We start from the raw sequence: 25,103 nt of genomic DNA, 5'->3' as shown, positions 1-25,103 counted from the left end.
AGAGCACACGGGGTCGGTCGAGCACAGGGCGGGTGGGTCGCATGGTTGGCGTTCGTGTTCGGCATCTGCCTGTCTCTCTGGCTCAACATCGGCTCGGCGCCGATGTTGAGCGTTGCTGGAGGTGACGGTGGTTGCCTGCCCTCCGCTGGTGCTACTGCTGGCGGTCGAGTTGTTCAACGGCGCGCTGAAGCGCAGGGCGATCACCGAGACTGGCTCCGAGGCGGCCTCCGCACGCCGAGACCTGGGTGAGCGCGGTCTCGGCGACGGGCCGAGTCACAAGACTGCCGAGATCGTCAGCCTGCACTCGGTCTCGCGTCCAGCGGCCGCGTCGACTGCCGACGGCCGAGCAGCAGATGGGAGCACTATCTCCGTCAAGCCGCGGACCGCTGGACCCCCAACGGTGCCGAGTTGGATCGGGTGGCTGGCACGCACAACTACGGTTGACGGGTGCTGCGCCAGCGGCGAGCCGCGAGGTTCATGATCTTGACAGTTAATATCCAGATTTATAGAGTCCGCTGCGGACGTCATGGCCCACGGGCGGCTCATCTGAGTCCCTGCAGTGGTTTGGGTTGACGGCGGGCCTCGTGCAGTGCGGTGATCGTGACACGCGGAAGGTGAATCTGGATGGAAAATATCCTGATTGTGGGTGGCGGGTTCGCGGGGGTGTGGAGCGCGGCGAGCGCGGCCAAGTTGCGCCGGGAGCGGGGGTTGGCTGAAGAAGAGTTGCGTGTCACGGTGATCAGCGCTGGTGACGACATGGTCATCCGGCCGCGGCTCTACGAAGCTGATCCGGACCGCATGCGAGTGCCGCTGGACCGGGTGCTCGGGCCGATCGGCGTCCGTCGGGTTGCCGGCACTGTGACCGATATCGACACCGACGGGCGGGTGGTCACGGCGGTTCGTCGCGACGGCACCACCACCAAGCTGGGCTACGACCGGCTGGTGCTCGCGTCGGGCAGTCAGGTTGTCCGGCCCGGTTTGCCGGGTGCCGAGCACCTCTTTGACATCGACACGCTGGCCGGCGCGGCCACGCTGGATGCTCATGTGCGTCGCCTCCCGGAACGCGCGGGTGAGGCGGGTCGGTTCACCGCGGTGGTGGTCGGCGCGGGTTTCACCGGGCTGGAGATCGCCACCGAGCTCGTTGGCCGACTGCAGGACCTGGCGCCAGCCGATCAGGTCCGGGTCGTGCTTGTGGAGCGGCTGGACGCGATCGGCCCGGAACTCGGGGAGGGGCCCCGCCCGGCGATTCAGAAGGCGCTGACGGAACTCGGTGTCGAGGTGCGGCTGGGGGTCAGCGTCGAGGAGGTTGGACCGGACGAGGTTCGGCTGTCCGACGGAACAGTTGTGCCGGCGGCCACGGTGGTGTGGACCGCGGGGATGACCGCCAGCCCGCTCACCTCGTTCATCCCGGGGGAGAAGGATCGACTCGGCCGTCTCGATGTCGATGAGTACCTGCGCGTGCGTGGACTTCGTGACGTGTACGCCGCGGGGGACACCGCGGCGGCAGTTTCGCCTTCGGAAGGGCGGGTTGTGATGCAGAGCTGCCAGCACGCGCTCCCGCAGGGGAAGTTCGCCGGGCACAACGTGGCTGCCGATCTGCTCGGCGAGGAGCTGGTGCGGTTCGAGCCGGTCCCGTACGTCACCTGTCTTTCCTTGGGGCCGGCGGGTGCGGTGGTGACCTCGGGCTGGGACCGTGATGTGCAGATGACCGAGCACATCGCGAAGGACCTCAAGCACACGATCAACGAACAGTGGATCTATCCGCCGGTCGACGATCCGGCGGAGTTGTTGAGCCAGGCGGGACCACAGGCGGGGTGGCCGGTCTACGAGCCCGTCCAGTCGTTCGGCGCAAGCTGACCGTCGATTGCGGGCGAGTCGGGGCTGCGGCATCCCTGTTGCCTCGTACATTCGTTTGCGCCCTGGTATCGATCACGACCGATACCAGGGCGCTTCGCCTGCGCACTTTCGGTCGTCAGCCTCGCGCAATCTTGTGACGCCCCAAGGCCTCGGTCTCGTTGCGCATTCCGGCCGGTGGGTACGTGGAGCGGCTGGGCCGGGTTCGTTGGTGCTCCTAACTTCGTCGTCATGACCCGGTCCACGGTGGACCGGTGGTGACACCGTGGTCACCGTGCCGAACGGATAGAGGAAAGCCATGACACTCACCAGCAATGCCGCTGAGTCCTCAGCAACCGCAGCCGACCTCGGGCGTGAACTCGTCGGGCGGGCAAGCGAGCTCGTGCCAATGATCCGGGAGCACGCCGCGGAGTCGTCCGCCAACCGGGCCGTGGTGCCGCAGGTGATGAAGGCCCTGGAGGACGCGGAGTTGTTCAAGCTGTTCGTCCCGAAGCGCTTTGGTGGCCACGGCGTCGGAATGCGGACCACGATGGAGGTCCTGTCGGAGATCGGCCGCGGTGACGGCTCGACGGCCTGGGCCGCGTCGTTGCTGAACGTGTGCACCTGGTTCGCCACGACCTTCTCGCTCCAGGCGCAGCTCGATGTCTTCGGCGAGAACCCGAACGCGAAGGTCTCGGGGATCTTCACCCCGGGTTCGAAGGCCGAACGCGTCGACGGTGGCTACCTCCTCAGTGGACGGTGGCCCTACTCCTCGGGCTCGTTCGCGGCCGACTGGGCGGCGCTCGGGATCGCGTTGTCGGTCGATCCCGGCCAGGACCCGCGGGCGCTGGCGCTCGTGCCGAAGGAAGCGTGGACCATCGAGCCGACCTGGTACGTCGCGGGCATGCAGGGCTCCGGCAGCGACACGATCGTCGTGGAAGACCACTTCGTCCCCGATCACCGGATCCAGCCGTTCGCGGACATGCAGCAGGCGCGGTACCTGACCCCGTACCAGGCCGAAGAGCAGAACTCCAACATGGCCTTCATCGCGGTCGCCGCACTGGTTCTCATCTCGCCGCAGCTGGGCCTCGCCCGGCACGCGCTGGAGATCACGCGCAACAAGCTCGGGGGCAAGCCGGTCGCCTACACCGTGCACCGGGAGGCACGGAACTCGCCCGCGCACCAGCTCGGCGTGGCGAAGGCGGCGACGAACATCAACCTCGCCCACCTTCTCGCGAGGTCCGCCGCCGACGAGATCGACGCCTGGGCCGCCGACCGTCGGCTGCCCGACGTCGAGACCCGCGCCCGGATCCGCAACGACACGGGCGTCGTCGCGGAGCTGGTGAACTCGGGGATCGACACGCTGATGACGGCCAACGGCGCCGGCTCGTTCGCCGACGTCAACGTGCTGAACCGGATCTGGCGCGACGCGGCCATCGGCGCCCGGCACGCCTACGTCACCCCCGAGGTCGGCAAAGAGGTCTACGGGCGGGTCCTGCTGGGCACCGAAGACGCGCTCACGATGGACATCTGACGCCGCAACCCACCTTTCAGGAGATCGCCATGGACGCACGAACTGTGCAGCCGGACGGGGCCGCGCGCACCGGTCCCGGCGAGCCGCCGTCGACCGGGGTGTCGGTCGAGGAGCTGAAAGCGGCATTCCGCAACCATCCGGCCGGGGTCGCCGTCATCACCGCGGACGCGGGTGACGGGCCGGTCGCGATGACGTCGAGCTCCGTCGCATCGGTGAGTGCCGACCCGCCCCTGATCATGTTCTCGGCGTCGGCCCTGTCCTCCAGCACGCCCTCGATCCTGCGGGCGAAGACGGTGGTCATCCACCTGCTGGCCGCGGAGCACCTCGGCCTCGCGAAACTGGCTGCCACCAGCGGAGTGGACCGCTTCGATGGCACCGTCCCCTGGGGCCGCCTGCCCACCGGCGAGCCGCACTACCGCGGAGTTCCCGTGTGGATCAGGGCGCGCGTGGTGAGCACCGTGGCGGCGGGAAGCTCCACCGTCGTCGTGGCGCACGCTCTCCAAGCCGACCTCTCGGCCACGACGCAGGCACGAGGAGCGCTCGTCTACCACGACCGTGCGTGGCACGAGCTGAGCCGGCGCTCTCGCGTGGCTTGACGCTTGGATGTGGCGGCGCCGAGTGGCTCCCGAGGCATCGGGACCGCTCAGTGTCGCCACTGGCGTGTGGAACGCCCGCAGGCGACGAAGGCAATGCGGGAAGGTGGCGTCCTGCTGCGAAAGAAGTGCTGGGCACCGTGAATGCGGTGCCCAGCACTTTTGTGTTCGAAGCCCGTGCAGCGAACCTCATCCGGGCGACTGTGGCGGTGTGCCCCTCAGCGCTGCGAGAAGGAGGCCGTGGACCTCGTCCGGCCGGAGCCGGCGTGGGTTCGCGTACGGCTGCGAGAAGACCTGTCGCACCACTTCGTCGATGTCGCTCTCAGCGATTCCCAGCTCGCCCAGTGACGGGGCGGCGCCGGTGCGGGCGCCGAGGTGCGCCAGTTCGACCGCGGGCGCCGCCACGCCGAGGGCTCGGGACATCGCCTCGTTGGCCGCAGGCGCGGCCGGGAGGTTGAACGCGGCCACGTATGGCATCAGGATGCTGTGGGTTTCCGCGTGCGGCAGGTCGAAGGTGCCGCCGAGGATGTGGCACAGCTTGTGGTGCAGCGACATCGTGGTCTGGCCCAGGCAGAGACCGCACAGCCAGGAGCCGCGAAGCGCCAGCGTGCGTGCGGGGAGATCGCTCGGCTCGTCGGCCAGTACCGGCAGCGCCGCGGCGAGGGCTCGGATGCCCTCCTCGGCCATCAGTGACGTGACCGGCGACGCGTCCGGGGCGTACAAGGCTTCCATCGCGTGTGCGATTGCGTTGAGGCCGCTGAGTCCCGTTACTCGCGGCGGCAACCGGACAGTCAGCTCAGGGTCGTAGACGACGCTGCGGGGCAGAACCCTGAGGTCTCGTCCGGTGCGTTTTCGTCCGTCTTCGGTGATTCCCCAGATCGGGGTCATCTCCGAGCCCGAGTACGTGGTCGGGACCGCGATCACGGGCAGTCCGGTCTGTCGGGCGACCACCTTGCCCAGCCCGATGACGGAGCCACCGCCGATCGCGACGCAACCGTCCGCACCGAGCCTGCCGACTTTTTCGCACGCCGCCTGCACCACTGAGGCCGGGACATGCGTGCGTGCGTCTTCGAAGTGTCCGGCGACACGGTGCCCCAGGAGCGTGGACACCAGCTGCACGTCCTCGGCACGTCCGGGCGTGCCGAGGACGACGAGCCGGTCAAGGCCGAGCCGATCCGCCTCGGTCGGCAGCTCGGCGACCCGGCCCGCACCGAACACGACACGCACGGGCAGCGCCTCGTAGGTGAAACCGGGCGCGCTCACGGCTTCTTCTGCAGCACGAAGTCGACCTTGGCGTGGGTGAAGGGCGCGGCCACACCGAACCGCCTCGCGGTCGCTGCGTCGCACTGCACCGCGAAATCGGTGAGCAGACTGCGTTTCACCGCGAACACGGCATCGGACTCGACGTAGGGGCTGTTCCTGACGAACGCGTGCGTGGTGACTTCTTCGTGGCCTTCGGCCCGGACGATGAAGTGGACGTGCGCAGGCCGGAACGGATGACGGTTGGCCTTCTCCAGCAGCGCACCCACCGGACCGTCGGTCGGAATCGGGTAGTGGCTCGGGACCACCGAACGGAACCAGTACCGCCCTTCGGCGTCCGTGTGGAAGAGGCCCCGCCCGTTCCCGGCGGGCTGCACGTCCGGTTGCTGGACGTCGTAGAACCCCTCCTCGTTGCACTGCCAGACGTCGATCTCGGCGCCGGCCAGTGGAATGCCGTCGCTGCCGAAAACATGACCGGACACCACACACGGATGGGGGCCGTTCATCAGGTCGATCGAGTCGCCCAGCGCACGAGCGGGCGACTCGGTCAGATGAAACGGCCCGAGGACCGTGCTTTCGGTTCCTTCCTGCTGGCCGTTGAGCGTCTCCACCATCATCGAAACCCCGAGCACGTCCGAGAACAGGATGACCTCTTGCCGGGTTTCGGTACAAGTTTTCCCCAGCGCGGTGACGAATTCGACGGCGGCGTTCCACTCCGCCATAGTCGGCTTCACCTCGCGCACGAAGTCGTGCAGGTGCCGCACCGCGCTCTCCATGATCTCCCGCAACCGGTGGTCGGGAGTGTCGCGAAAGCTGTCGATCACGGCAAAAGTCGCCGTCTCCCAGGAGAAGTCCATCAGACCGCGCCCCCAGCAGAACGGTCGGTGCTCTCGAAGTGGCGGACCTCGGGCTCGTCGGCGAAGAAGCCCGCAACGTGTTCGGCGAACCGTTTGCCCGCGTCACTCGCCGGAAAAGCCACCAGGTGGTCCTCGAGCCGCTCCCAGCCGACGCGGAGCAGATACGTCGAGCGATGCTCCGCGTCGCGGAAGAGCTCTACGCTCGTGCAGCCCTGCGCTTGCGCGAGCAGGGGCCTGGCTGCGCGGAACGCCTCTTCGAAGTCGCTCTCGCGTCCGCCGGTGATCCGCAAGTAGGCCTGCTCCACCACCATCGTCATTCCCTTCCGTTCGGCGGGTTTCGGGCACCCGCGCGCGTCGACCGTAGGACAGCTGTCGGTCGCGGCGTGCCCTGATCGCGACGGCGCAGGACGGATCGCGAAACGCTTGCCGGTAACGGAACAGCGGCCTGGTCTACTGCGCGTTCCGTAGCGTGGCCGACGGTGTTTCGCCGAACTGCTCGCGGTAGGCGCGGGAGAAACGCCCGAGGTTCGAGAACCCCCAGCGATTGGCGACGTCGCTCACGGAACCCGAGCTCTCCCGCAGGTCCTGCCGTGCGCGCTCGAGGCGGACTCGCCGCAGGTAGGTCATCGGGGTCATGCCGAGGTGTTCCTGGAAGCCCTGCTGCACTCGCCGGCCGCTGACGCCGGCGTGGCGTGCCAGGTCTGCGAGCGACCAAGACCGCTCCGGCTCCGCGTCGAGGGCGTCCAGCACTCGCTTGATCGTGCGAGGACGGGCCGGTGGCCGCGGTTCGTACAGCTCGGCCGAGTAGCTGTGGAGGTGGGCGAGCACCAGGCCGTCGACGACCATGGACTCGAGGTGCTCGCGGTGCCGCTCCGAGCGGTGGACCAGGCTTTCCGGATCGGCCAGTTCGGACAGCAGCAACTTGACGGTGGACAACCAGCTTCGCCCGGCGCCCGAGGTGAGGGAGAAATCGAGATCGAATCCTACGGAGGTGCCCACCGGGCGACCGAGGAGGCCCTCCAGCTCCGCTTCGAGAGCCCGGGTGGAGATCTTGACGCAGATCTGTTCGGCGTCGGCTCCCCAGCGCGGGAGGTACGTGTGTTCCGACGGGGTGAACACCGCGGCGTGCCCCGGTGTCGCGATCATCTCGCGTGGACCGCAGTGCGATTCGACGGCCCCGAAGGTGGGGATGTTGACGTGGTAGGCGCCCAGCGCCCCCGGGTCGACGCTGGTTTCGGTTCCGAAGCAGACGTAGCCGACGGTCAGGTGCCGTAGCTCCGCCGCGCTGAGGTGGGAGCTCGGGAGCACCGGGGCGGCGCGTTCCCGGACTTCGACCTTCGCGGGGTAGAAGACGCTGTTCAGATTCTCGCGGAAGACCTCGAACCGAGTCGCCCGGCACAGCTGGCGCAAGGTCCAAGGCCCCGAGTCGTCACCTTCGACTCGCGGGGCAGGATCGGTCCTCGCCGCTGTGTGGTCCATCGGCGCGCTCCTTTGCGCTGGTCGTCGACTGCTGCTCGCCGGCCGGCACCTCTCCGGGAGATCGATACCCGCTGGTCATCGGCCGAAGCAGGCACTCGCCATCGTAGGCGACGCCCAGGGGGCCGCTGTCCTCGTCGCGCAGGCTTCGGCCGAAAAGCGAAACCCGCCCTTCGCGAAACGGACACCGGGACGGCTCACGCAGCGGGTCTTCCCTTACGCAGAGGACGCGGCGAGCAACCGGTTGAGGGTAGGTGCCGCGTCAGCCATGGGCCGTTGTCGCTTCGTGATGCGTCCGGACAGTTCGTGAACGGGACTGGCCGGGCCGGGCGGGGTGGCTAAGCGATGTCTCGTAACCCGGTGTGGGTCGGTTGGGGGTGTTGGTTGATCATGGTGTGGTGCAGGTGATCACAGCGTCGCGGCCCGAGTGGATCGCCCCGTTCACCGGGCTGGAGCCGGGTCAGTTCCGCAAGCTGGTGCGGCTGGTCGCGAAGCGGGGCGGTGATGAGATCGCTGATGGCCGTCCTGGTCGGCAGTGGCGCCTTGACCTGGCCGATCGTGTACTGCTGGTCGCGACGTACTGGCGGATCGTGTACTGCTGGTCGCGACGTACTGGCGGACAAACCTGACGATGCGCCAGATCGGGCGATCGCCAGCACGAAATACACCACCACCCGCGGCGGCAACAAACGGTTCCGTTCCCCGGTCTTCCCGGTCTGCACAATGACCCGATCAACCAGTTCCGGCGGAAACGTCCCGGTCAGCAGACCGATCGCGATCCGATCGGACAACCGCGCATCCGTCTCCGGCTTGACCTGACCAGGCCGTGGCATCCAGGAACCTCCTGGACGATCAACCTACCAGCCAAGATCACTTAAGTCACTGGTATTGCCCCTAGGCGAGAGGACGCTGCACACCGGGCGGCTCATCAGAAGCCGATCTGGGCGGACACCTTGCGTGTCCGGATCGGAGCAGGGTCCGCGCGGGCCCGGAGGCTCGTCATTACCGTCCGCGCCGAGTACGGTCGCGGGCTTTTCCGACGCTGAGAAACGTCATTGAGAATGACAGGTTCTTGTGGCAGGGCGATCCGGCTGACGCAAGGTGACGGCGTGAGCAGAAGCCCAAGAAGTCCGGACGAATGATCGTAACCACCCAGCAATCTAGTTAGATCTCAAGCATGAGATCGTCGCGGACCTGCTTCGCCATCTCGGCCGAAGCGTCAAAGATTTTATGGTGATGCTCCGAGACGGCATTCGCGATCGCGTGGCCATCAAGCTCAGGAGAAGCTTCAAGAAACCACATCCATGCACCTGTGCATGCGATCATGGTTTTCATTGCGGCATCGCAAACATGGCGGGATCCGATGGTCCTAACCGACGCACCATCGCGCGAGCGGCGTCGGCGCGATGCTGCGCGAGGTTCCGCAGCCTGGCGAGCACGAAGTTTCTGCCGGTGCCGTCCCACGCCGCGTGCGGGTCCCCCTCGGTAGCCCACGGCACGTGCTCGACCAGGGTGAGGTCGGAGTCGGCGATGGGGAACGAGATCTGCCTCTCGCCGGGGTCGGCGTCGGGGTCGGTGAGGTACAGCACCGTTTTGTAGCCGGGCAGCCCTGTGGGGTCGGTTTTCAACCGCGGGTTCAGGCCCGGGTCGGCCGCGAGCGCCGCGAGCAGGTGCATCCGATCGAGGTGGACGGAGCGGAGCTGGGCCTCCAGCTCGGCCACCCGGGCCCGCAGCTGCTCCAGCTCACCGCCGGGGGAGCCGTCGAGACCGGCAGGTCGGCCGCTCGCACGCTGCTCGTCGTGGTAGCTCATGGTGCAGCCTTTCCAGTCTGGCGTGCGTTACTGCACGGTCCGCCCACCCGGAGGAACGCCCGTGGTGGAGAGATGGCACAAACTCGCAATGGACCGTGTGTTTGTCACGTCCGGCGGTGGGTAGGCCGGGGACACGGGCTGCGACCCGACAAGCGCGCGTCGCTCGGCGGCGCGCGGGGGCGTTGCCGGTCAAGCAGCGGCCGGCAACGCCCCGCCTTCGCAGCGCGGTCGACGGCCGAGTTCGGGTCGCCGGGGACGCGCTACGGGTGCGGGTGCGGTCGAATAGCGGCATGCGGCGCGGGTGGCCGCGTGCCGAGTCAGTCTACGGTGTTGGCCTTCATGACCTGGTGGTGAAGGGTTTCGCTCTCATCACTGTCAGTCGATGTCGGTACCGGCCGAGTTCGTATGCCGAGTCCGCGCGTGCTTCGACCACCACGCCGGGTTCGACCGGCCAGTAGGTGAAGTCCTCGTTGCCGGGCAGGCCGGCCACGACCCCCGAGGCTCGGACGGGGCCGCCGGGCGCGAGGCGGAGCCTGCCCGCGAGCGACGCGAGCGCCAGCCGGGACAGCGTCGTGGAGAGCCCGACCGCTCGCACCCGTCCGCGCCGGTCGGTCTGGCCAAGGACCAGCGCCGTCGGCCGGGTGGGGGAGCCGGTCACGCCCAGCACCAGGGCGTCGACGTCGTCGAAGTGGCGGACTTTCACCCAGCCCGCGCGGCCACCGCGCGGCGGATACCGGCTGCCCAGCGGCTTCGCGAGGGCTCCTTCGACGCCGACGGCGGCCTGCTCGGCGCTGATCCACCCGCGTGCCAGCTCGACGTCGCGGGTCGAGCGCATCAGCTGCACGTCGGCGTTGTCCGCGCCGATGACGGCTTCGAGCCGTTCCCGACGGCGCGCGTACGGCAACGTCCGCAGGTCCCGTCCACGGGCGCCGAGCAGGTCGAACGCCACGAACACCACCGTGACGCCCTCGGCGCGGCGCCGGACCGGCCCGTAGCTCAGCGTCGCGAAGTCCAGTCGCCCGTCGCGGTAGGCGACGATCTCGCCGTCGAGCACCACCCGGCCGAGCGTGGCCGCTGCCTTGAGGATCCCGGGGAACCGGTCGGCCAGGCTGCTGCCGGTGCGGGACTGGACTGCTCCGGCGGGTACGTGGATGAGGCAGCGCCAGCCGTCGAGCTTGGGTTCATATCCGTGGCCGGTCTCGGGCAGCACGGCGGACGGCTCGGCGACAGCGAGCCGCAACGGCAGTGACGGCACGGGCACCTGTCCATCGTCAACCCCGCTGACCAGCAGCGCAGCCACAACCCCCGGCGTCTGGCTCGCATGCATGTTGGAGGCGCAGCGCCCGCATGGCGGGTTCGGCAGCCCAAATCGCGCAGGGTCATCGCAGTTCAGCGGCGACAGCAGCCCCAGCCAAAGCCGTCGACCGCGACCGCGGCGTCCCGTCGCGCAACGCCGCGGTCGCTCGGTCGCTTTCCCTCGGATTAGTACTGCAACGGCACTTCGTGATGCCGTCGTCGGTAATGCCGGTGCGGACTCGGGCTTGGCTCGTTCGCTGCCTGCGCCCTCGTGACCAGTGCAGGCACGGCCGTACCGGTCGTCGCCGCGACGCTCAGCGAGAATGCGGGCACGACCGTCCTGCTGCTGGAGGCCGGCTCAGAAGCAGGACCGGCTGCGATAGCGGCGTGGCCGGCATGGCGGTGCCACTGGACTGCGCGGTCGACTGGGCCGCCCACACCACGTCACTGCCGGAGCTTCGCGGCCTGGACCTGCCGTACCGTGTGGCCGCGGGCCGCCGCGGATCGAGCTCGGGTCAATGCGATGGCATCGCCCGTTGCGACGGGTGAACAAGCCGCGATTCGCTGTCGACTGCACCGACTTCCTGGCCCGCGAGCGCAAAGGCGCCCGCCGCCAGGAGCGCTAGCCCGGAATGGTTCCCCCGCTTCCGGGAACCGTTCCGGGCCGAGGCTTCTGAGGAATGGCTTTCGTGCGACTCGGATGTGATGGGAGAATCAAGGAGTGCCCCGGTCGTCACCGCCGAGTCTGGAGCCGCCCATCGATCCGGCGCGGCAGGGGTGCCGCGGGCTCGTCCGTGAGCTCGTCGGGCAGCAGGTGCGCCGGGGCGTTCTGCCAGGCGAGCGGGCGCAGGAACCGGCGGATCGCCGTGGCGCCGACGGAGGTGTGGAGACTGTTGGTCGCCGGCCACGGGCCGCCGTGGTGCTGAGCCCAGCTCACGGCCACACCCGTCGGGAAGCCGTTGAACACCAGACGGCCGACGCGCCGGCCGAGCTCGGTGACCAGGTCCTTCGGTGTTTCGTCCGCACCGAGGTGCAGCGTCGCGGTGAGTGAGGCGGGCGCCTGGTCGAGGACGGCGAGCAGCTCGGCCTGAGAGCGGTACCGCACGATCACGGCGGCGGGACCGAAGTACTCCGCGAACGCCTCGGCGGGGATGTCGGCGGCGTCCACTGTGGCCAGAAGCGGAGCCACCCGATACCCGTCCGATCCCGGGTTCGGCCCACTGGCCACTTCGGACACCCCGCTAGCGCGAACGAGCTCGGCGGTGTCGCCGAGGTAGGCCTCGTGGATCCGCCGGTTGAGCAACGGCACCACTTCCGCGGTGCCGAGCGCTTCGGCCGCGGCGGCGACCACGGCGTCGCCCTCGGCGCCGGCCGGCACCAGGGCCAGACCGGGTTTCGTGCACAGCTGGCCCGCGGACCCGGTCACGGACGCGACGAGCCCCGCCCCGATCTCCGCGCCCCGCTCCCGCGCGGCGGCAGCGGTCACGACCAGGGGGTTGAGGCTGGAGAGCTCACCGTAGAACGGGATAGGCTCCGGGCGGCCGTGGATGAGATCCAGCAGCGCCCTGCCGCCGGACAGCGAGCCCGTGAATCCGACCGCCTTGATCGCGGGATCGGTCACGAGGGTCTCCGCCGCCGCCCGGCCGAAGACCAGTCCGAGCGTCCCAGCGGGCGCACCAGCCGCGACCAGCGCTTCACGTAGGACCTCGTGGACGAGCCGCGACGTCCCGGGGTGCGATCCGTGCGCCTTCACCACCACGGGGTTCCCCGCCGCCAGCGCCGACGCCGTGTCCCCGCCGGGCACCGAGAACGCCAGCGGGAAGTTGCTCGCCCCGAACACGGCCACGGGCCCGATCGGCACCAGCATGCGCCGCAGGTCCGGCCGCGGCCCCATCGGCGTCGGCCCGGCCGGGTCGAGGGTCGCCTCGACGTAGCCGCCGTCCGCCACGACGTCGGCGAAGAACTCGAATTGGTAGCACGTGCGGGTCAGCTCCCCGCCGAGCCGCGCCGCACCGAGCGCGGTCTCGGCGTCGGCCACGGCGATGATCCGCTCACGGGCGGCTTCCAGCGCCCGGGCCAGCGCACGCAGCAGGTTCGCCCGGCCTCGCCGGCCCAGCGCCTCCAGCTCCGGCGCCGCCGCGGCCGCCTCTGTCACGATCGCGCGCACTTCGGCCACGCTGTTCTCCACCGCGCTCGGCACCAGCGCCGCACCGGTCCACGGATCGACTCCGGCGACCGGCCGGTTTTCCAGGGTTGTCACAGTTCTCTCCGAATCAGGTACGAGGCAGCGCGGCGACGGTTTCGGTGTCCACACCCACCGGGCCCAGGTGGGTGGCACCGCCCGGAGTGCCGAGCGGGGCGTCGCGGCCGGGCAGCGCCTCGGTGAAGAACCCGGCGTTGTCGGCCGTGTTCCACTCGGCGTCGGTGCCCGTGAGCATGCGGTCCGCGAGCGCCGCGCCCGTCGGGCACGCCTGTTCGCAAGCGCCGCAGTCGATGCACTCGACGGGGTTGATGTACATCTTGCGGTCGCCCTCGTAGATGCAGTCGACCGGGCATTCCTCGGTGCACGCGCGGTCGAGGATATCGACGCAGGCGTCGGTGATGACGTAGGCCATGGCCGGGTTTCCTCTCGGGTCAGGCGGGGACTCGCAGGGGCCGGGCGGCGGGCGCCGGGCCGTCGGTGGAGTGCCCAGGGAAGGTGGAGGCGGCCGGGTCGAGGTGGACGGCCGCGTGGTTCACGGCGGTGGCCGCCTCGCCGAAGCCGACCGCGATGAGCGGGACGCGGCCGTCGTAGGTGCAGATGTCACCGGCCGCGAAGACGCCGAGCCGCGACGTGCGCAGGGCTGCGTCGACCACGATCTTGCGATCGTGTGTGGCCAGGCCCCATTGCAGCAGTGGGCCCGGGTTCGCGACGAAGCCCAGCGCCGCCACGACGTGGTCGCACGCCACCTCGGTCGTCTCGCCGCTCACCGTGTCGCGCAGGACCGCGCGGGTAACCCGGTTCTCGCCGTGGAGCCGGTCGACGGTCGCGTTGGTCAGCACGGTCGCCGGCCCGGACAGCACCTGGCCGACGGTGTGCTGGTGCGCGCGGAACGTGTCGCGGCGGTGCACGAGCGTGACGTCGGCAGTGTGCTGCAACGTCTCGGCCCAGTCGAGCGCCGAATCGCCGCCGCCGACCACGAGCACACGGCGGCCGGCGAGCTCGGCCGGGTCGCGGACGAAATAGGTGAGCCCGCGACCCAGGAACTCCTCACCGCACGGCAGCTTGCGCGGCGAAAAGGTGCCGATCCCGCCCGTGACCACGACGGCGCCGGCCTCCAGCGCGGTACCGTCGTCGAAGCCCAGCCGCAGCCCGCCGTCCGCGAGGTCGTCGAGCGCCGTCGCCCGGTGCCCGAGCAGCATCCTCGGCGAGAACTGGTCGAGCTGCTCCACCAGTCCCCGCACGAGGTCACGGCCCTTCACCGCAGGGAATCCGGCGACGTCACGGATGAGCTTTTCCGGGTACAGCGCGGTGATCTGCCCGCCGGGCTCGGGCAGCGCGTCGACGACCGCCACCGACAGCCCGCGCATCCCCGCGTACACCGCGGCGAACAGCCCTGCGGGGCCGGCGCCGACGACCGCGACGTCGCAGCGCGTCACGGCTGCTCCGCGTCGTAGACCGCGAAGACCTTGTTGGACACGAAGATGTTCGACGCCACGAAGCTCGTCCAGCTCGGCCCGCGGCCCAGCTCGCGCATCGCGCCGAGCAGCGCCCACCAGTTCAGCAGCTCCTGCTGGCCGGCCTTCTCCGCGTCGGCGAGTGTCGTGTTCTCCCACACCGAATAGTCGGCGGCGACGAGCGCGTCGTACATCTTCTCGTCGGCCGCGGAATCGGGGAACAGCCGCATCGTCGAGTCCACGAGGAAGCTGTGCGACCAGCTGGAGCTCGCGACGAGCGCGACCCGGTACGGGCTGTCCGCGCAGATCCGCGCGACGGCCGCGCCGACGTCCATGATCCGCGCCGGCGAAGGCGACGGTGGGTCGAGCTCGCGCTCCACGCCGAGCGGGCTGATGTTGCCCTGGAAGCTGATCACCTTGCGTCCGTAGCAGTTCAGCGGGAACGTGACCACCGGGTAGTCGAAACCCTCGCGGTCGTAATCGAGGTACAGCACCGTGTTGAGGAACGCGTGCGCGAGACCCGGGTGGTGCAGCGGCTCGTAGGAGTACGGCACGTCGATGTGGCGCGCGAGCAGCCCCTCCACCAGGTGCCGAGCGAAAGGCTTGTGTCCACGGATGAGGCGCTCGGTGTTCTCGCCCTCACCCCAGACGTTGGGCTTGCCCTTCATGTTCGACGACTCGTCGGCGTGGCGCCACGGGTGCACGGTGAGGTCGTCGTAGATCTGCACGGCGTACGGCGGCACGAGGTCCTCACGGAAGTTCTCGTACTGGTCGTCGCCCCAGATCAGCACGACGTCCGGCTGGAACTCGTCCAGCGCGGCGCGCGTGCGGCGGAACCCCTCCCGCAGCGCCGCGCGGTGCGCCTTGCCGGCGGCGACGCCTTCGTCCTCGGCCCATTCCCGGCGGGCCCGCTCGGGCCACGACGCCGGGTCGCGCAGTTCGGCAGGCAGCTTCGGGTCCGCGAGCGCGCCGCGGAACACCCGCGTCAGGTTGTCGTCGGTGCCGCTCAGCGGCGGGTAGTGGGTGACCCCGAGACCCAGTACTTCGGCCATGGTTCCTCCTCGTCGTCGAGTGGGTGGTGACGTCCAGTCTCGGAACAGGCGGGACCCGCGACCACGCCTCGGACCGGCGAGTGGACCGGTGGGACTCATCGGCGACCGTCAGCCGTGACGATGAAGAAGTGACTGACACGATCGAAAATCCCGTCGCGCAGGTACTGCACCGAGCCCGCACCGGGCGCACCCTCCTCGACGCGGCGACGGAAGCGACCGCGCTGTCGCTGGAGAACGCGTACGAGATCCAGGACGACCTCACGCGCCTGCGCCTGGCCGAAGGACGCTGCGCCGTCGGCTACAAGCTCGGCTACACGTCCGCGGCAATGCGCCGGCAGATGGGCGTCACGGCGCCGAACTACGGTCCGCTGCTCGACGACATGGTGCTGCGCGACGGCGCGCAAGCCACCGGCTTCCTGCACCCGCGCGTCGAGCCGGAGATCGGCGTGATCCTGAGCCGCGACCTGGCCGGGCCGGGGCTCGCGCTGCACGAAGTCGCCGACGCGATCGCCGAGGTGCGCGTGTGCCTCGAGGTCGTCGACTCGATCTGGCGCGACTACCGGTTCACCGCCGAGCAGAACACCGCCGACGGCTCCTCGGCCGCCGGTGTCGTGCTGGGACCGCTGCTCGACGTCGAACCGCTGCAGGCCCACCGCGTCACCGTCGAGCTCCAAGAAGACAACGCCCTCGTCGCGACCGCGACCTCCGCGGCGGCCGCCGGCCATCCGCTGCACGGCGTGGCGTGGCTGGCCGCGCAGCTCGCGGCGCGCGGAAGTGGCTTGAAGAAAGACGAGTTGATCATCACCGGCGGCCTCACCTCCGCGGTGCCGCTGCGGCCGGGCAGTACCATCACGGCCCGCTTCGACGGCGCCACCACTGTGAGCGTCGGCAGGCCCGCGGGCGAAACCGACGCGTGAACCCCGCCGGTCAGTGCAGGGGGTAGCCCAGGAGCCGACTGATGCTCAGGGCGGCGGTCCGCACCGCCGCCCCGAGCCGCGCCGGCTGCAGGCGGTTCGCGGGCCCTGTCACCGAAAGCCCGGCGACGGCGCGGTGGCCGTCGCGCCCGACGTAGCTCTCCACCACGATCGGCGCCGCGACGCAGGCGATGCCGCGCGTGCCCTCTTCGCGGTCGTAGGCGATGCCGGAATCGTGGATCTTCGCCAGCTCGCGCAGGAAGTGCTTCGGGTCGGTGATCGTCGTGCCGGTCCGCGCCGGCATGGGCGCGGACGTCACGCGCTCCACCGCGGAGTCGTCGCTGAACGCGAGGATCGCCTTGCCCAGGCCGGTGCAGTACGCGGGTAACCGCGCGCCCACGGCCGAGGGCACGGTGGCGCTGTGCTGGCCGGTGAGCTTCTCGACGTACACGATGTCGGTGTCGTCGAGCACGCCCAACTGCACGACCTCACCCGTCGCCGTCAGCAGGTCGGCCATGAACGGCAGCGCGGTCGCCCGCAGCCGCCGTGAAGCCGGCACGTGCTGGCCCAGCTCGAACAGGTGCAGCCCGAGCCGGTAGCCGTACGTGCCGCGTTCGAGCATCCGGTGCGCCACGAGGTCCAGTGCCAGCCGGTGCACGGTCGCCTTCTTCAGGCCCGTCCGGCGCGCGAGCTCACTGAGCCCGACCTCGCCGGGGGAGGTCGCGACGGTGTCGAGGATGAGCAGCATCCGGTCCCCCACCGACCGGTGCTGCTCCGTCTCCTCGGCACTGATGCGCATCCGGCCACGATATCCGTTCTCGGCCGTCAGGCCGGGTTTGTTCGGGGGGTCGACCGTCGGTGCGGCGCCGACTACGGGGTACCCAGCAGGTCTCGCCACCGGCGCCAGAACGCCCGCTGCTGCACCTCGTCGGACGCGACGAACGGCCCACCGGTGGCTTCCTTGTGGATCCCCCGCGAGATGTCCGACCACGGCGACTCCGTCGCGACGGCGAACCCCTCCTGACAGGACTCGCAGGCCTCCATGTCGTCCGGCGTCGCCAGCCCGCCCGGCCCCTGGAACGTCACATACGAGTCCAGCCGCCGCGCCCGCACTGACTCCGGCTCGCCCTTCGTAGCCATCGTCCACTGCGCCACCAGCGTGCGCCCGGCCGCGGTCGGCGTGATCGTGCGCACGACGATGCCCATGATGTCGTTGATCACGAGGTTGGGGAAGATCAGCAGGTTGCGGTCGGTCGTCGCGATCCGGCGCGCGCGGTCCGCACCGAACTGCTCTTCGAGCCGCGCCCGCTGCCCCTCGACGTACTCGCGGTTCTCCTCCCCCATCGCCGGCGTCCACCGGGCGACGGGCCGGGCCCACGGACCCTCCACGGTGATCACCGCGTGACCGTTGCCCAGGTCCTTCGCTTCGGTCGCCTTGCGCGGGTCGAGATAGGAGTCCTCGGTGGACTTCAGGTAGTCGAAGTACGTGCGGTGCAACGGGATCAGGTGGTAACCGTCGAGGCTGTTCTCCACGAACAGCTTCCAGTTCGCCTCCATCGAGTACTCGTGCACGCCCTCGACCACCTCCATGTCCGGCGACTGGTCGGCCACCAGGTCGAGGTAGTCGCGGGCTTCGCCGAGGTACTCGGGCAACGTGACGGCGTCGGGGTCGAAGCAGCAGAAGACGAAACCGCGGTACTCCTCGACCCGCGGCGGGGCGTTCAGGCTGAAGCGGGACCGGTCGAAGTCGGGGCCGTAGCCCTCGACGTCGGGCAACGCGGTCAGGCGGCCGTCGTTGGCATAGGTCCACGCGTGGTAGAAGCACGACATCCCGCGCGCGTTGCCTTCGGGCACGCGGCACAGCTGGGCGCCGCGGTGCCGGCACGCGTTGAGGAACACACGCACCTCGCCGTCGCTGCCGCGCCACAGCACGAGCGGACGACCCGCCACTGTGCGGGCGCGGAAGTCGCCGTTCGTCGGGACTTCCGAGACATGGCCGACGTAGAGCCAGCACTTGTCGAAGATGGCGCGGCGCTCCTGCGCGAGCACGCCCTCGTCGACGAGCGCGGCCCGGTCGACGCGGAAGAGCCCGTCGGCGGGGCGGTCGTCGACCAGCGGGGTGGACGGGGGTGCGATCAGTTCGGAGGTCATCTCCAGCTCCTTTGCCGGGAGTTCGGTCGGGTGAGCGCTGCGAGCAGGGCCTCGGGGTTCGTCTCGCGCACGGCCTTCGCGAACCCCGCGGGCAGCGCCGGGTCGCCGAGGAACCCGAGCGGGTCCGTCGGCATGAACGGGTGGTCCGTGCCCAGCACGATCCGGTCCGGTCCGACGGTCTCGGCGAGGTGGCGCACGAGGCCGGCGTCGAACAGCAGCGGGTCGAACCACAGGCGGCGTGCAGAGTCCACAGCGGACTCGGGCATCAGCTCCCGCAGCGCGGGCGTGATCTCGCGCAGGTAGTCGATCCGCGGCAGCTCGGTGATCAGAGCGCCCCCGCCGTGGCTGGCCAGTAGCCGCAGCCCGGACCGGGCGGCCAGCGCGCCCGTGACGATCAGGCCGCCGAGCGCGGTGCCGATGCTCGCGGGGAACACCACCCCGTTGGCGGCCATCGGGTGCGGGTAGTCGGCGACCGCCGCTCCCCCGGCCGCGTGCACGAACACGAGCAGGCCCAGCCGCTCGGCCTCGTCGAGGAACCCGGCCCATGCCGGCGCGTGCAGGGGTGCCGTCGGCGGGTTCGAGGGCACCTCGACGCCGAGCAGGCCCGCGTCGGCAATCTCGGTAAGCAGGCCGGCCGCGGCAGCGGGATCCTGCAGCGGAACCACGCCCAGGCCGGTGAAGAACCCGGCGTGGTGCCGCACTGCCTCGGCGAGCCACGCGTTGAAGGCCCGCGCGTACGCGAGCCCTTCGCTCGGCGACGCCCACGGCGCGAGCAGCTCGGGCATGGCCGACAGCAGCTGTCCTGTGCCGCCGACGGCTTCCGCGGCCGCGCGGCGGGCATCGAGGTCCCAGGCGACGCGGTGCACCGTCCGGAACGGCTTGCCGGACACGGAGACGACCCCGGTAGCGGTGTCGAGCCGGGCCCAGCGCGGGTCGGACGAGGTGCCGAACGGCGTTTCCGGGGGCACCACGTGGGTGTGCAGGTCTAGCACGGTCACGCTCCCGTCACAGGATGATCGACACGGTGCCGCCGGCCTCGACGATGCCGTGGTCCAGCGTCGCGACGCGTTCGCGGACGAGGAACGCGGCGCCGTCCTCGACGAGCACGTGCCGGTAGGTGCCGAGGAAGTGGTCGAGCTGGCCCAGCCGAGTGCGCATCACGTGGAAGTTGGCGTGCGCCACCACCGTGTCGCCGAGCGGTGCGGCCCGGACGTTGGTGACCAGCCGGCGCGTGCGCGAATGCGGGCTTTCGGCGTGGGCGTGCTTGCTCTTCAGCCGGGTCACGCGCCCGCCGAGGCGGGTGTGGTCGTCGTGGATCACCTGCAGCGTGAAGCGCGGGTCGAGGTGATCGGAGCCCGGCGACGGAATGCGGTACTCGATCTGCGGGTGCATCAACGCGAACCACTCGTCGAGCCGCCACTCGTCGAGCAGGGCGGCTTCGTGGTACAGGAACTGCTCGACGCGGTGGTGCAGGTCGGGTGTGGTGACGGCGGCGGTCATCGGGCCTCCGATCTCGAAGCGAGGGTGACGAGCAGGTTGGCCAGCTCGCCGGGAGCGGACAGGAACGGGCTGTGGGAGGTGCCGAGCCACGTCACGTCGGCGCCGAGCCGCTCCTTGGCCGTGCGTTCGGCCCACTCCCCGGAGACGGCGCGGTCGGCGCGGCAGCCGACGTAGTGCATCGGCAGCTCGGGAAACGCCTGCAGGGGCGTGACTTCCGTGATCGGCGCCGGGGATTGGGGTCGCAGCCGGGACGCGGCCGCGGTGGCTGTCGCAGGTGGACAGTCGTGGAAGAACAGCTCGGCCGCGACCGACGCCGGCCACACCGTGCGCCCTTGCTCGTCGCGTTCCTGCTTCGCTAACCCGTTGTCGTAGAACCAGTCCGCCATCGGGCGGCTGAGCGTCAACTGGTCCCGCCACGACCGTCCCGGCTCGGGCAGCAGCGAGGCCAGGAAGACGAGCGCGGCGACCTCCGTCCGCTGCGGGACCAGCGGAATCGCCAGCCCGGCCAGCGAGTGGCCGACCACGACGTCGCCAGGGCCGCATACAGCAGCGGCGATCGTGGCGGCGTACTGGCGGGCGCCCGCGCGCATATCGTCGGACGGCAGCTCCACCGCCGTGGCCGAGTGGCCGAGCGCCGCCAGCGCGGAGATCTCGGCCTCCCAGCACCACGCGCCGTGCCAGCCGCCGTGCACCAGCACGAAGTGCGTCATGCCGGGCCCGCCGGTTTCGCGGCCTGCCGCTCGGCGAGCGTGACCCCGCCGACGAGGACCTCCGTCGCGGGAACTTCCACGACCCACACGCGCACCGACGTCTCCGGCACGGAGATCGCCTCGGCCGCCGCCGTGGACACGGCGCGGATCAGCTGGTCTTTCTGCTCGGGCGTGCGACCGGACCCGAGGTTGATCTGGATGAACGGCATGGTGTCCCTTTCCCTTACTCTGCGCCGAGGGTGACGCTGCCGAGCCCGTTGAGCGTCGCGGTCACGGTCGATCCGGCTTTCAGCGAAACGGGCGCGGTGAGCCCGCCCGAGAGCACGACCCAGCCGGCCTCCAGGCGTTTGCCGGCGAGGGCGAGCTGGTTGGCCATGAACGCGACGGCGGCGGCCGGGTGCCCCATCACCGCGGCACCGGCGGCCGACTCGACGACCTGCCCGTCGACCTCGAGCACGCAGCCTGTCAACGCGAGATCGCCGTGGGGCGCGACCAAGTCGTCGCCCAGGGCAAAAGCGGCCGAGGATGCGTTGTCGGCGATCGCGTCGAGGTGGCGGAAGGAGAAGCCCTCGTACCGGCTGTCGATCACGTCGAGCGCGGCGCAGAGGTAGCGCGTGGCGGCGAGGACGTCGGAGACCGTCACGTCGGGCCTTCCAGCGGCTCGCCGAGCACGAACGCGATCTCCGGCTCGACCCGCGGGTGGATCAGGTCCTTGATCGACAGGCGCGAGCCCGAAGCGCGGCTCATGCCGCTGGTGACCAGGCCGTAGAGCGGCTTGTCCACGCCCATCGCGATCTGCTTCGCGCGGCTGGTGAGGCCGAGTTTGCCGCCGACGAGCCGTTCGCCGCGGTCCAGGCGCAGGCGCACGAGCGCGTCCTGCACCTCGTAGGCGGTGCGGAGGTCTGCCAGGCCGTCCGTGGTCAGGGGCGCGACCGTGGCCTGCGAGGTGGCGGCGTCGTCGAGCCGGCCCGCCCAGGTGCGAACGCCGGTCATGCGGCCACCTCCCCGTCGCGGGCAGCGCTGAAGGAGACGCCGACGTGGCCGAGGTGTTCGAAGTCGGCTCGAACGGTGTCGCCCGGCTTCAGCTCGACCGCGCGCGTGCAGGTTCCGGGCATGATCACGTCGCCAGGGCGGAGCACCACGCCGTTGTTCGCCACGACGTTCGCCAGCCAGGCGACGGCCTGTGCCGGATTTCCGAGCACTGCGCCGCTTGCACCGGTCTCCACGATTTCGCCGTTGCGCCGCAGCACCACGCCGATCAACCGCGGGTCGAGTGCGTCGATCGGGGTCCGCTTCCCACCCAGGACAACCCGGGCAGAGGAAGCGTTGTCCGCCACCGTGTCCACGATGCCGATCTGCCAGTCCTCGATCCGGGAGTCGATGATCTCCAGGGCGGGCATTACAAACGCCGTGGCTGCGAGTACGTCGGCCACCGTCACACCCGGGCCCTCCAAGGGCGCGTCGAGCACGAAGGCTAGCTCCGGTTCCACTCGGGGTGCGATCAACGAGCCGATCGGCAGCGGCTCCCCCTCTGGGTGAAACATCGACGCGAGCAGATGACCGAAATCGGGACGGTCAACGCCGATCTGTTGCTGCATCACGCGTGCAGTGAGCCCGACCTTGTGTCCCCGCACGGCGTCGCCCTCGTCCGCGCACCGGAGCCTGATCCCCTCCTGCTGCACGAGGTACGCGTCGTCGATGTCGGCGTGGGGGTACCTGCGGCTGATGGGACTGATCGGAGCCGAACGCCGCTCCGCGTCCCACAGCTCGCTCGCAAGCTGCCGGATTTCCTCTTCGCTGAGTGCCATGCAGACATGGTCGGGCGCAACGCCACCTGCATCAGCACGACGGTCCGCGCAATGGACCGCTCGGGTCGATCACCCAGCGGTCCGCGAACGAGAACGGCATCCCGTCCAGTGGACCAGAGGGTAGAGCCGGGTCTACACGCCACGCACCCTGATCGCCACTGACCGTTCTTTGGGAGAGTGGGCAATGACGACCAATGAATCCCTGTTCATCGGTGGCGAATGGACGGCGTCGGCGAGTACCGCGACGATCTCCGTCCATTCATCGAGCACCGGGCGGTTGCTGGGCACCACGGTGTCAGCCGATCGATCCGACGTCGATCGAGCAGTCACCGCAGCCCGCGCCGCGTTCGACGACCCAGCCGGCTGGTCCGCATGGCCGCCGCACGAACGCGCCGCCGCTCTGGAGCGGTTCGCCGACGCTCTGGAGAAGCGCAGCGACCAGATCGCGCGCACCGTCAGTGAGCAGAACGGCATGCCGATCTCGGTGTCCAGCCAGATCGAAGGGCGCTTCCCGGCCGCCATGCTGCGTTATTACGCGGGGCTGGTCACAGTGGGGCCAATGGAGTCCAGTCGGCCCGGTCTGCTTGGTGGCACCACCCACGTGCGGCGCGAGCCTGCGGGTGTGGTGGCCGCCATCGCCCCCTGGAACTTCCCCCAGGCCCTCGCTGCGCAGAAGTACGCACCCGCGCTCGCCGCCGGGTGCACCGTCGTCCTGAAACCGTCGCCCGAGACGGTGCTGGACACCGCGGCGGTGGCCGAGGCAGCCGTCGAGGCAGAACTGCCGCGCGGGGTGCTCAACGTGGTGCCTGCCGGAGCCGACGTGAGCGCCTACCTCGTCGGCCACCGCGGAGTTGACATGGTGGCTTTCACTGGTTCCACCGCCATCGGACGGCAGATCGCAGAACTGTGCGGCCCATTGATCCGCCCGGTCGTGCTCGAACTCGGCGGCCGGTCCGCTGCGGTCATCCTGGACGACGCCGACCTCGACCTCAGCCGGGTGGGCGAAGCGCTGTTCGGGGCGATGCTAATCAACAACGGCCAGACCTGCTTCCTCTCCAACCGGGTGCTAGCGCCACGGACCCGCTACGACGAAGTCGTCAGCACCCTTGCCGCGTTCGCCAACTCCCTCGCTGTTGGGGAAGCACTCGACCCCGCCACGCAAATCGGACCCCTGGTTTCCGAACGCCACCGCAACCGGGTCGAATCCGCGATTGAGAAGGGCATCGACGACGGCGCCCGGCTCGTGGCCGGAGGCGTGCGGCCCGCGGGGCTGGACGATGGCTGGTTCCTGCAGCCCACCGTCCTGGCGGACGTTGATAACAGCTGGTACGTCGCGCGAGAGGACGTCTTCGGCCCGGTCATCACCGTCACCCCCTACGACAGCGAGGAGCAGGCGATCATACTCGCCAACGACTCCGATTACGGCCTCGCAGGCAGCGTGTGGACGGCCGACCCCCAACGTGGTCTGTCCGTCGCCCGCCGAATCCGCACCGGCAGCGTCGGAATCAACGGCTATCTGCCCGACCTCGGGGCACCCTTCGGCGGTGTCAAGCACAGCGGCATCGGCCGCGAACTGGGCCCCGACGGACTCGCGACGTACCAACGGTCCAAGTCAATCTTCCAGCTGTAATAGGTGCCGGCGCCGAACGAGTGGCGGGCAGACGCGCTCGAACTGTGCCAGGGCCGAGCGCGGGGTGTCGGCCGGGTCCGGAGGCACCCCCGCGAGAACGAGGTCCTAGTTAGTTAGTTAGCTCTGGGTGGCCGAGCCGTTGCCCTGCAGCTGGGAGGGCCCCCACGGCTTCTGGATCTCGAAGTGGTGCGGGTGGGTCACGGTGAGGCCAGTCCAGCAGTACTTGTAGTACGTGCCGTCGAGCGTGTAGTTGACCGTAGGCCCCTTCTGGCCGTCGATGCCATCCTCGTCCCACATCAGCACCTTGACGATCTTGCCCTTCCAGTTCGGATCGTCGCTTCCGGTGCCGCGCAGGCTCACGGGGCCTGCCCACGCGACTCGCGGCCCGCAGGGTGAACTGGCGCGAGTTAAGCGAGCAGCAAATGTTGAAGCTGTAGGTGAACGGCAGGGCCGCAGCCGCGGCCGTGCTGGGCTCGTTGACGGGACCGGGGACCTCCGGGCCTGTGGTCGGCACTGCGTCGACTTCCTCGCCTGGAGCACCGGCCGAAATGTCGGCCGCGAATGCGGACCCGGTGAAGAGCGTGGTGAAGAGCAGTGTTGCCGTACTGACAACAGCAAGCGTTCTGATCGGCATGGATCCCCCTCCATTTGCACCGTTGATGTGGCGCCACCGAAAAGTAAACTGAGATATACAAGCGCTGTCGCTGGGCTAAACGAGTTGTCTTCTTCGCATGCCACGACAATTTAGGATCGGCCCCTTCTCCGGGTGCTCACCGGAAGTCGCGGCTGCTGGCGGCGAGGCTCTTGAGGTCGAGCGGGGTGACCTGGTCGGCCACAAGAGACACGGTGCCGTGCCCGACTTGGGCGATGCCGCGCACGAGCAGCGCTGGGCTGGACAGCCATATTTGGCGGTCGCGGCGCCACAGCCCGATCGACACGATCACGTTGCACATGCCGGTTTCGTCCTCGAGGTTGAGGAAGGTGATCCCGCCGGCGGTGGCGGGGCGTTGTTTGTGGGTGA

Annotated in this window: 26 protein-coding genes and 3 pseudogenes; 6 read left to right on the top strand and 23 right to left on the bottom strand. The window is 69.7% G+C overall.

Going from position 1 to position 25,103, the window contains the following annotated elements; genetic code table 11:
* The first annotated feature begins 624 nt into the window (after positions 1–624).
* The 3 genes from AB0F91_RS43980 to AB0F91_RS43970 all read left to right on the top strand — a co-directional run bounded on the left by AB0F91_RS43980 (position 625) and on the right by AB0F91_RS43970 (position 3,963).
* Positions 625–1,857, top strand: coding sequence for an FAD-dependent oxidoreductase (locus AB0F91_RS43980; protein ID WP_360607923.1), 1,233 nt, complete (start codon positions 625–627; stop codon positions 1,855–1,857).
* A gap of 295 nt (positions 1,858–2,152) precedes the next feature.
* Complete coding sequence (locus tag AB0F91_RS43975; protein WP_360607921.1) at positions 2,153–3,367, top strand: acyl-CoA dehydrogenase family protein; 1,215 nt, start codon at positions 2,153–2,155, stop codon at positions 3,365–3,367.
* Positions 3,368–3,396: 29 nt separating this feature from the next.
* Positions 3,397–3,963: a flavin reductase family protein gene (locus tag AB0F91_RS43970; RefSeq protein WP_360607919.1), complete on the top strand. Its 567-nt coding sequence runs from the start codon at positions 3,397–3,399 to the stop codon at positions 3,961–3,963.
* A gap of 186 nt (positions 3,964–4,149) precedes the next feature.
* Here the strand turns inward: AB0F91_RS43970 and AB0F91_RS43965 are convergent, their stop codons facing one another.
* The 4 genes from AB0F91_RS43965 to AB0F91_RS43950 form a co-directional block, all read right to left on the bottom strand.
* Positions 4,150–5,223: a maleylacetate reductase gene (locus tag AB0F91_RS43965; RefSeq protein WP_360607917.1), complete on the bottom strand. Its 1,074-nt coding sequence runs from the start codon at positions 5,221–5,223 to the stop codon at positions 4,150–4,152.
* A complete protein-coding gene (locus tag AB0F91_RS43960) occupies positions 5,220–6,077 on the bottom strand; it encodes a dioxygenase (protein WP_360607915.1) in 858 nt (285 codons plus the stop codon). The genes AB0F91_RS43965 and AB0F91_RS43960 overlap by 4 nt, the downstream gene beginning before the upstream one ends.
* Positions 6,077–6,394: an antibiotic biosynthesis monooxygenase gene (locus AB0F91_RS43955; RefSeq protein WP_360607913.1), complete on the bottom strand. Its 318-nt coding sequence runs from the start codon at positions 6,392–6,394 to the stop codon at positions 6,077–6,079. The genes AB0F91_RS43960 and AB0F91_RS43955 overlap by 1 nt, the downstream gene beginning before the upstream one ends.
* 133 nt (positions 6,395–6,527) lie before the next feature.
* Positions 6,528–7,556 (bottom strand): AraC family transcriptional regulator, encoded by a 1,029-nt coding sequence (locus AB0F91_RS43950; RefSeq protein ID WP_360607911.1) that lies wholly within the window; start codon positions 7,554–7,556, stop codon positions 6,528–6,530.
* 395 nt (positions 7,557–7,951) lie between these two features.
* On the opposite strand from AB0F91_RS43950, the pseudogene AB0F91_RS43945 reads away from it, so the two are divergent.
* Positions 7,952–8,199, top strand: a pseudogene (locus AB0F91_RS43945) (hypothetical protein); the annotation flags it as partial.
* A gap of 58 nt (positions 8,200–8,257) precedes the next feature.
* Here AB0F91_RS43945 and AB0F91_RS43940 read toward each other — a convergent pair.
* The 8 genes and pseudogenes from AB0F91_RS43940 to AB0F91_RS43905 all read right to left on the bottom strand — a co-directional run.
* A pseudogene (locus AB0F91_RS43940) lies at positions 8,258–8,386 on the bottom strand (IS4 family transposase); the annotation flags it as partial.
* Positions 8,387–8,717: 331 nt separating this feature from the next.
* Positions 8,718–8,888, bottom strand: coding sequence for a hypothetical protein (locus tag AB0F91_RS43935; protein ID WP_360607909.1), 171 nt, complete (start codon positions 8,886–8,888; stop codon positions 8,718–8,720).
* Positions 8,885–9,364: a hypothetical protein gene (locus AB0F91_RS43930; RefSeq protein ID WP_360607907.1), complete on the bottom strand. Its 480-nt coding sequence runs from the start codon at positions 9,362–9,364 to the stop codon at positions 8,885–8,887. The genes AB0F91_RS43935 and AB0F91_RS43930 overlap by 4 nt, the downstream gene beginning before the upstream one ends.
* Positions 9,365–9,701: 337 nt before the next feature.
* Entirely contained in the window at positions 9,702–10,625 is a 924-nt protein-coding gene (locus tag AB0F91_RS43925) for a hypothetical protein (RefSeq protein WP_360607905.1), read from the bottom strand.
* Between the two features lie 768 nt (positions 10,626–11,393).
* Positions 11,394–12,920: an aldehyde dehydrogenase family protein gene (locus AB0F91_RS43920; RefSeq protein ID WP_360607903.1), complete on the bottom strand. Its 1,527-nt coding sequence runs from the start codon at positions 12,918–12,920 to the stop codon at positions 11,394–11,396.
* A 13-nt stretch (positions 12,921–12,933) separates the two neighbouring features.
* Positions 12,934–13,275: a ferredoxin gene (fdxA, locus tag AB0F91_RS43915; RefSeq protein WP_285973605.1), complete on the bottom strand. Its 342-nt coding sequence runs from the start codon at positions 13,273–13,275 to the stop codon at positions 12,934–12,936.
* A 19-nt stretch (positions 13,276–13,294) separates the two neighbouring features.
* Positions 13,295–14,299, bottom strand: coding sequence for an NAD(P)/FAD-dependent oxidoreductase (locus tag AB0F91_RS43910; RefSeq protein WP_285973604.1), 1,005 nt, complete (start codon positions 14,297–14,299; stop codon positions 13,295–13,297).
* Positions 14,296–15,369: an extradiol ring-cleavage dioxygenase gene (locus tag AB0F91_RS43905; protein WP_285973603.1), complete on the bottom strand. Its 1,074-nt coding sequence runs from the start codon at positions 15,367–15,369 to the stop codon at positions 14,296–14,298. The genes AB0F91_RS43910 and AB0F91_RS43905 overlap by 4 nt, the downstream gene beginning before the upstream one ends.
* Positions 15,370–15,497: 128 nt before the next feature.
* On the opposite strand from AB0F91_RS43905, the gene AB0F91_RS43900 reads away from it, so the two are divergent.
* Entirely contained in the window at positions 15,498–16,286 is a 789-nt protein-coding gene (locus tag AB0F91_RS43900) for a fumarylacetoacetate hydrolase family protein (RefSeq protein ID WP_360607900.1), read from the top strand.
* Positions 16,287–16,296: 10 nt separating this feature from the next.
* Here the strand turns inward: AB0F91_RS43900 and AB0F91_RS43895 are convergent, their stop codons facing one another.
* The 9 genes from AB0F91_RS43895 to AB0F91_RS43855 all read right to left on the bottom strand — a co-directional run bounded on the left by AB0F91_RS43895 (position 16,297) and on the right by AB0F91_RS43855 (position 22,452).
* On the bottom strand, positions 16,297–17,082 hold the full coding sequence (locus tag AB0F91_RS43895) for an IclR family transcriptional regulator (RefSeq protein ID WP_285973601.1): 786 nt from the start codon (positions 17,080–17,082) through the stop codon (positions 16,297–16,299).
* A 71-nt stretch (positions 17,083–17,153) separates the two neighbouring features.
* Positions 17,154–18,434, bottom strand: a complete 1,281-nt coding sequence (locus AB0F91_RS43890) for an aromatic ring-hydroxylating dioxygenase subunit alpha (protein ID WP_360607897.1) — start codon at positions 18,432–18,434, stop codon at positions 17,154–17,156.
* Positions 18,431–19,432 carry an amidohydrolase family protein gene (locus tag AB0F91_RS43885; protein WP_360607895.1) on the bottom strand — a complete coding sequence of 334 codons (1,002 nt, stop codon included), beginning with the start codon at positions 19,430–19,432 and terminating at the stop codon, positions 18,431–18,433. The genes AB0F91_RS43890 and AB0F91_RS43885 overlap by 4 nt, the downstream gene beginning before the upstream one ends.
* Positions 19,433–19,439: 7 nt before the next feature.
* Positions 19,440–19,934 carry an aromatic-ring-hydroxylating dioxygenase subunit beta gene (locus AB0F91_RS43880; RefSeq protein ID WP_285973598.1) on the bottom strand — a complete coding sequence of 165 codons (495 nt, stop codon included), beginning with the start codon at positions 19,932–19,934 and terminating at the stop codon, positions 19,440–19,442.
* Complete coding sequence (locus AB0F91_RS43875) at positions 19,931–20,644, bottom strand: alpha/beta hydrolase (protein WP_360607893.1); 714 nt, start codon at positions 20,642–20,644, stop codon at positions 19,931–19,933. The genes AB0F91_RS43880 and AB0F91_RS43875 overlap by 4 nt, the downstream gene beginning before the upstream one ends.
* Entirely contained in the window at positions 20,641–20,853 is a 213-nt protein-coding gene (locus tag AB0F91_RS43870) for a tautomerase family protein (RefSeq protein ID WP_285973596.1), read from the bottom strand. The genes AB0F91_RS43875 and AB0F91_RS43870 overlap by 4 nt, the downstream gene beginning before the upstream one ends.
* Before the next feature lie 14 nt (positions 20,854–20,867).
* Entirely contained in the window at positions 20,868–21,287 is a 420-nt protein-coding gene (locus tag AB0F91_RS43865; RefSeq protein ID WP_360607891.1) for a fumarylacetoacetate hydrolase family protein, read from the bottom strand.
* Positions 21,284–21,637: a hypothetical protein gene (locus AB0F91_RS43860; RefSeq protein ID WP_360607889.1), complete on the bottom strand. Its 354-nt coding sequence runs from the start codon at positions 21,635–21,637 to the stop codon at positions 21,284–21,286. Before AB0F91_RS43860 ends, AB0F91_RS43865 begins: the two co-directional genes overlap by 4 nt.
* Positions 21,634–22,452: a 2-keto-4-pentenoate hydratase gene (locus AB0F91_RS43855; protein ID WP_285973594.1), complete on the bottom strand. Its 819-nt coding sequence runs from the start codon at positions 22,450–22,452 to the stop codon at positions 21,634–21,636. The genes AB0F91_RS43860 and AB0F91_RS43855 overlap by 4 nt, the downstream gene beginning before the upstream one ends.
* 184 nt (positions 22,453–22,636) lie before the next feature.
* Between AB0F91_RS43855 and AB0F91_RS43850 the strand changes: the two genes are divergently transcribed.
* Complete coding sequence (locus AB0F91_RS43850; RefSeq protein ID WP_360607886.1) at positions 22,637–24,082, top strand: aldehyde dehydrogenase; 1,446 nt, start codon at positions 22,637–22,639, stop codon at positions 24,080–24,082.
* Positions 24,083–24,199: 117 nt separating this feature from the next.
* On the opposite strand, the gene AB0F91_RS43845 is transcribed toward AB0F91_RS43850, so the two are convergent.
* Entirely contained in the window at positions 24,200–24,442 is a 243-nt protein-coding gene (locus AB0F91_RS43845; protein WP_360607884.1) for a hypothetical protein, read from the bottom strand.
* 410 nt (positions 24,443–24,852) lie between these two features.
* A pseudogene (locus AB0F91_RS43840) lies at positions 24,853–25,103 on the bottom strand (hypothetical protein); the annotation flags it as partial.

Origin of the sequence: Amycolatopsis sp. NPDC023774 (assembly GCF_040639695.1) — a bacterium.
GTDB lineage: Bacteria > Actinomycetota > Actinomycetes > Mycobacteriales > Pseudonocardiaceae > Amycolatopsis.
The sequence above is the reverse complement of the archived record's forward strand: the minus strand, read 5'-3'. Positions and strand labels throughout refer to the sequence as shown.

Excerpts from the sequence above, each read along its gene's own strand:
- AB0F91_RS43980 (WP_360607923.1), top strand. The coding sequence starts at position 625 with ATGGAAAATATCCTGATTGTGGGTGGCGGGTTCGCGGGGGTGTGGAGC.
- AB0F91_RS43975 (WP_360607921.1), top strand. The coding sequence starts at position 2,153 with ATGACACTCACCAGCAATGCCGCTGAGTCCTCAGCAACCGCAGCCGAC.
- AB0F91_RS43970 (WP_360607919.1), top strand. The coding sequence starts at position 3,397 with ATGGACGCACGAACTGTGCAGCCGGACGGGGCCGCGCGCACCGGTCCC.
- AB0F91_RS43960 (WP_360607915.1), bottom strand. The coding sequence starts at position 6,077 with ATGGACTTCTCCTGGGAGACGGCGACTTTTGCCGTGATCGACAGCTTT.
- AB0F91_RS43955 (WP_360607913.1), bottom strand. The coding sequence starts at position 6,394 with ATGACGATGGTGGTGGAGCAGGCCTACTTGCGGATCACCGGCGGACGC.
- AB0F91_RS43950 (WP_360607911.1), bottom strand. The coding sequence starts at position 7,556 with ATGGACCACACAGCGGCGAGGACCGATCCTGCCCCGCGAGTCGAAGGT.
- AB0F91_RS43935 (WP_360607909.1), bottom strand. The coding sequence starts at position 8,888 with ATGAAAACCATGATCGCATGCACAGGTGCATGGATGTGGTTTCTTGAA.
- AB0F91_RS43930 (WP_360607907.1), bottom strand. The coding sequence starts at position 9,364 with ATGAGCTACCACGACGAGCAGCGTGCGAGCGGCCGACCTGCCGGTCTC.
- fdxA (WP_285973605.1), bottom strand. The coding sequence starts at position 13,275 with ATGGCCTACGTCATCACCGACGCCTGCGTCGATATCCTCGACCGCGCG.
- AB0F91_RS43905 (WP_285973603.1), bottom strand. The coding sequence starts at position 15,369 with ATGGCCGAAGTACTGGGTCTCGGGGTCACCCACTACCCGCCGCTGAGC.
- AB0F91_RS43895 (WP_285973601.1), bottom strand. The coding sequence starts at position 17,082 with ATGCGCATCAGTGCCGAGGAGACGGAGCAGCACCGGTCGGTGGGGGAC.
- AB0F91_RS43890 (WP_360607897.1), bottom strand. The coding sequence starts at position 18,434 with ATGACCTCCGAACTGATCGCACCCCCGTCCACCCCGCTGGTCGACGAC.
- AB0F91_RS43880 (WP_285973598.1), bottom strand. The coding sequence starts at position 19,934 with ATGACCGCCGCCGTCACCACACCCGACCTGCACCACCGCGTCGAGCAG.
- AB0F91_RS43875 (WP_360607893.1), bottom strand. The coding sequence starts at position 20,644 with ATGACGCACTTCGTGCTGGTGCACGGCGGCTGGCACGGCGCGTGGTGC.
- AB0F91_RS43870 (WP_285973596.1), bottom strand. The coding sequence starts at position 20,853 with ATGCCGTTCATCCAGATCAACCTCGGGTCCGGTCGCACGCCCGAGCAG.
- AB0F91_RS43860 (WP_360607889.1), bottom strand. The coding sequence starts at position 21,637 with ATGACCGGCGTTCGCACCTGGGCGGGCCGGCTCGACGACGCCGCCACC.
- AB0F91_RS43855 (WP_285973594.1), bottom strand. The coding sequence starts at position 22,452 with ATGGCACTCAGCGAAGAGGAAATCCGGCAGCTTGCGAGCGAGCTGTGG.
- AB0F91_RS43850 (WP_360607886.1), top strand. The coding sequence starts at position 22,637 with ATGACGACCAATGAATCCCTGTTCATCGGTGGCGAATGGACGGCGTCG.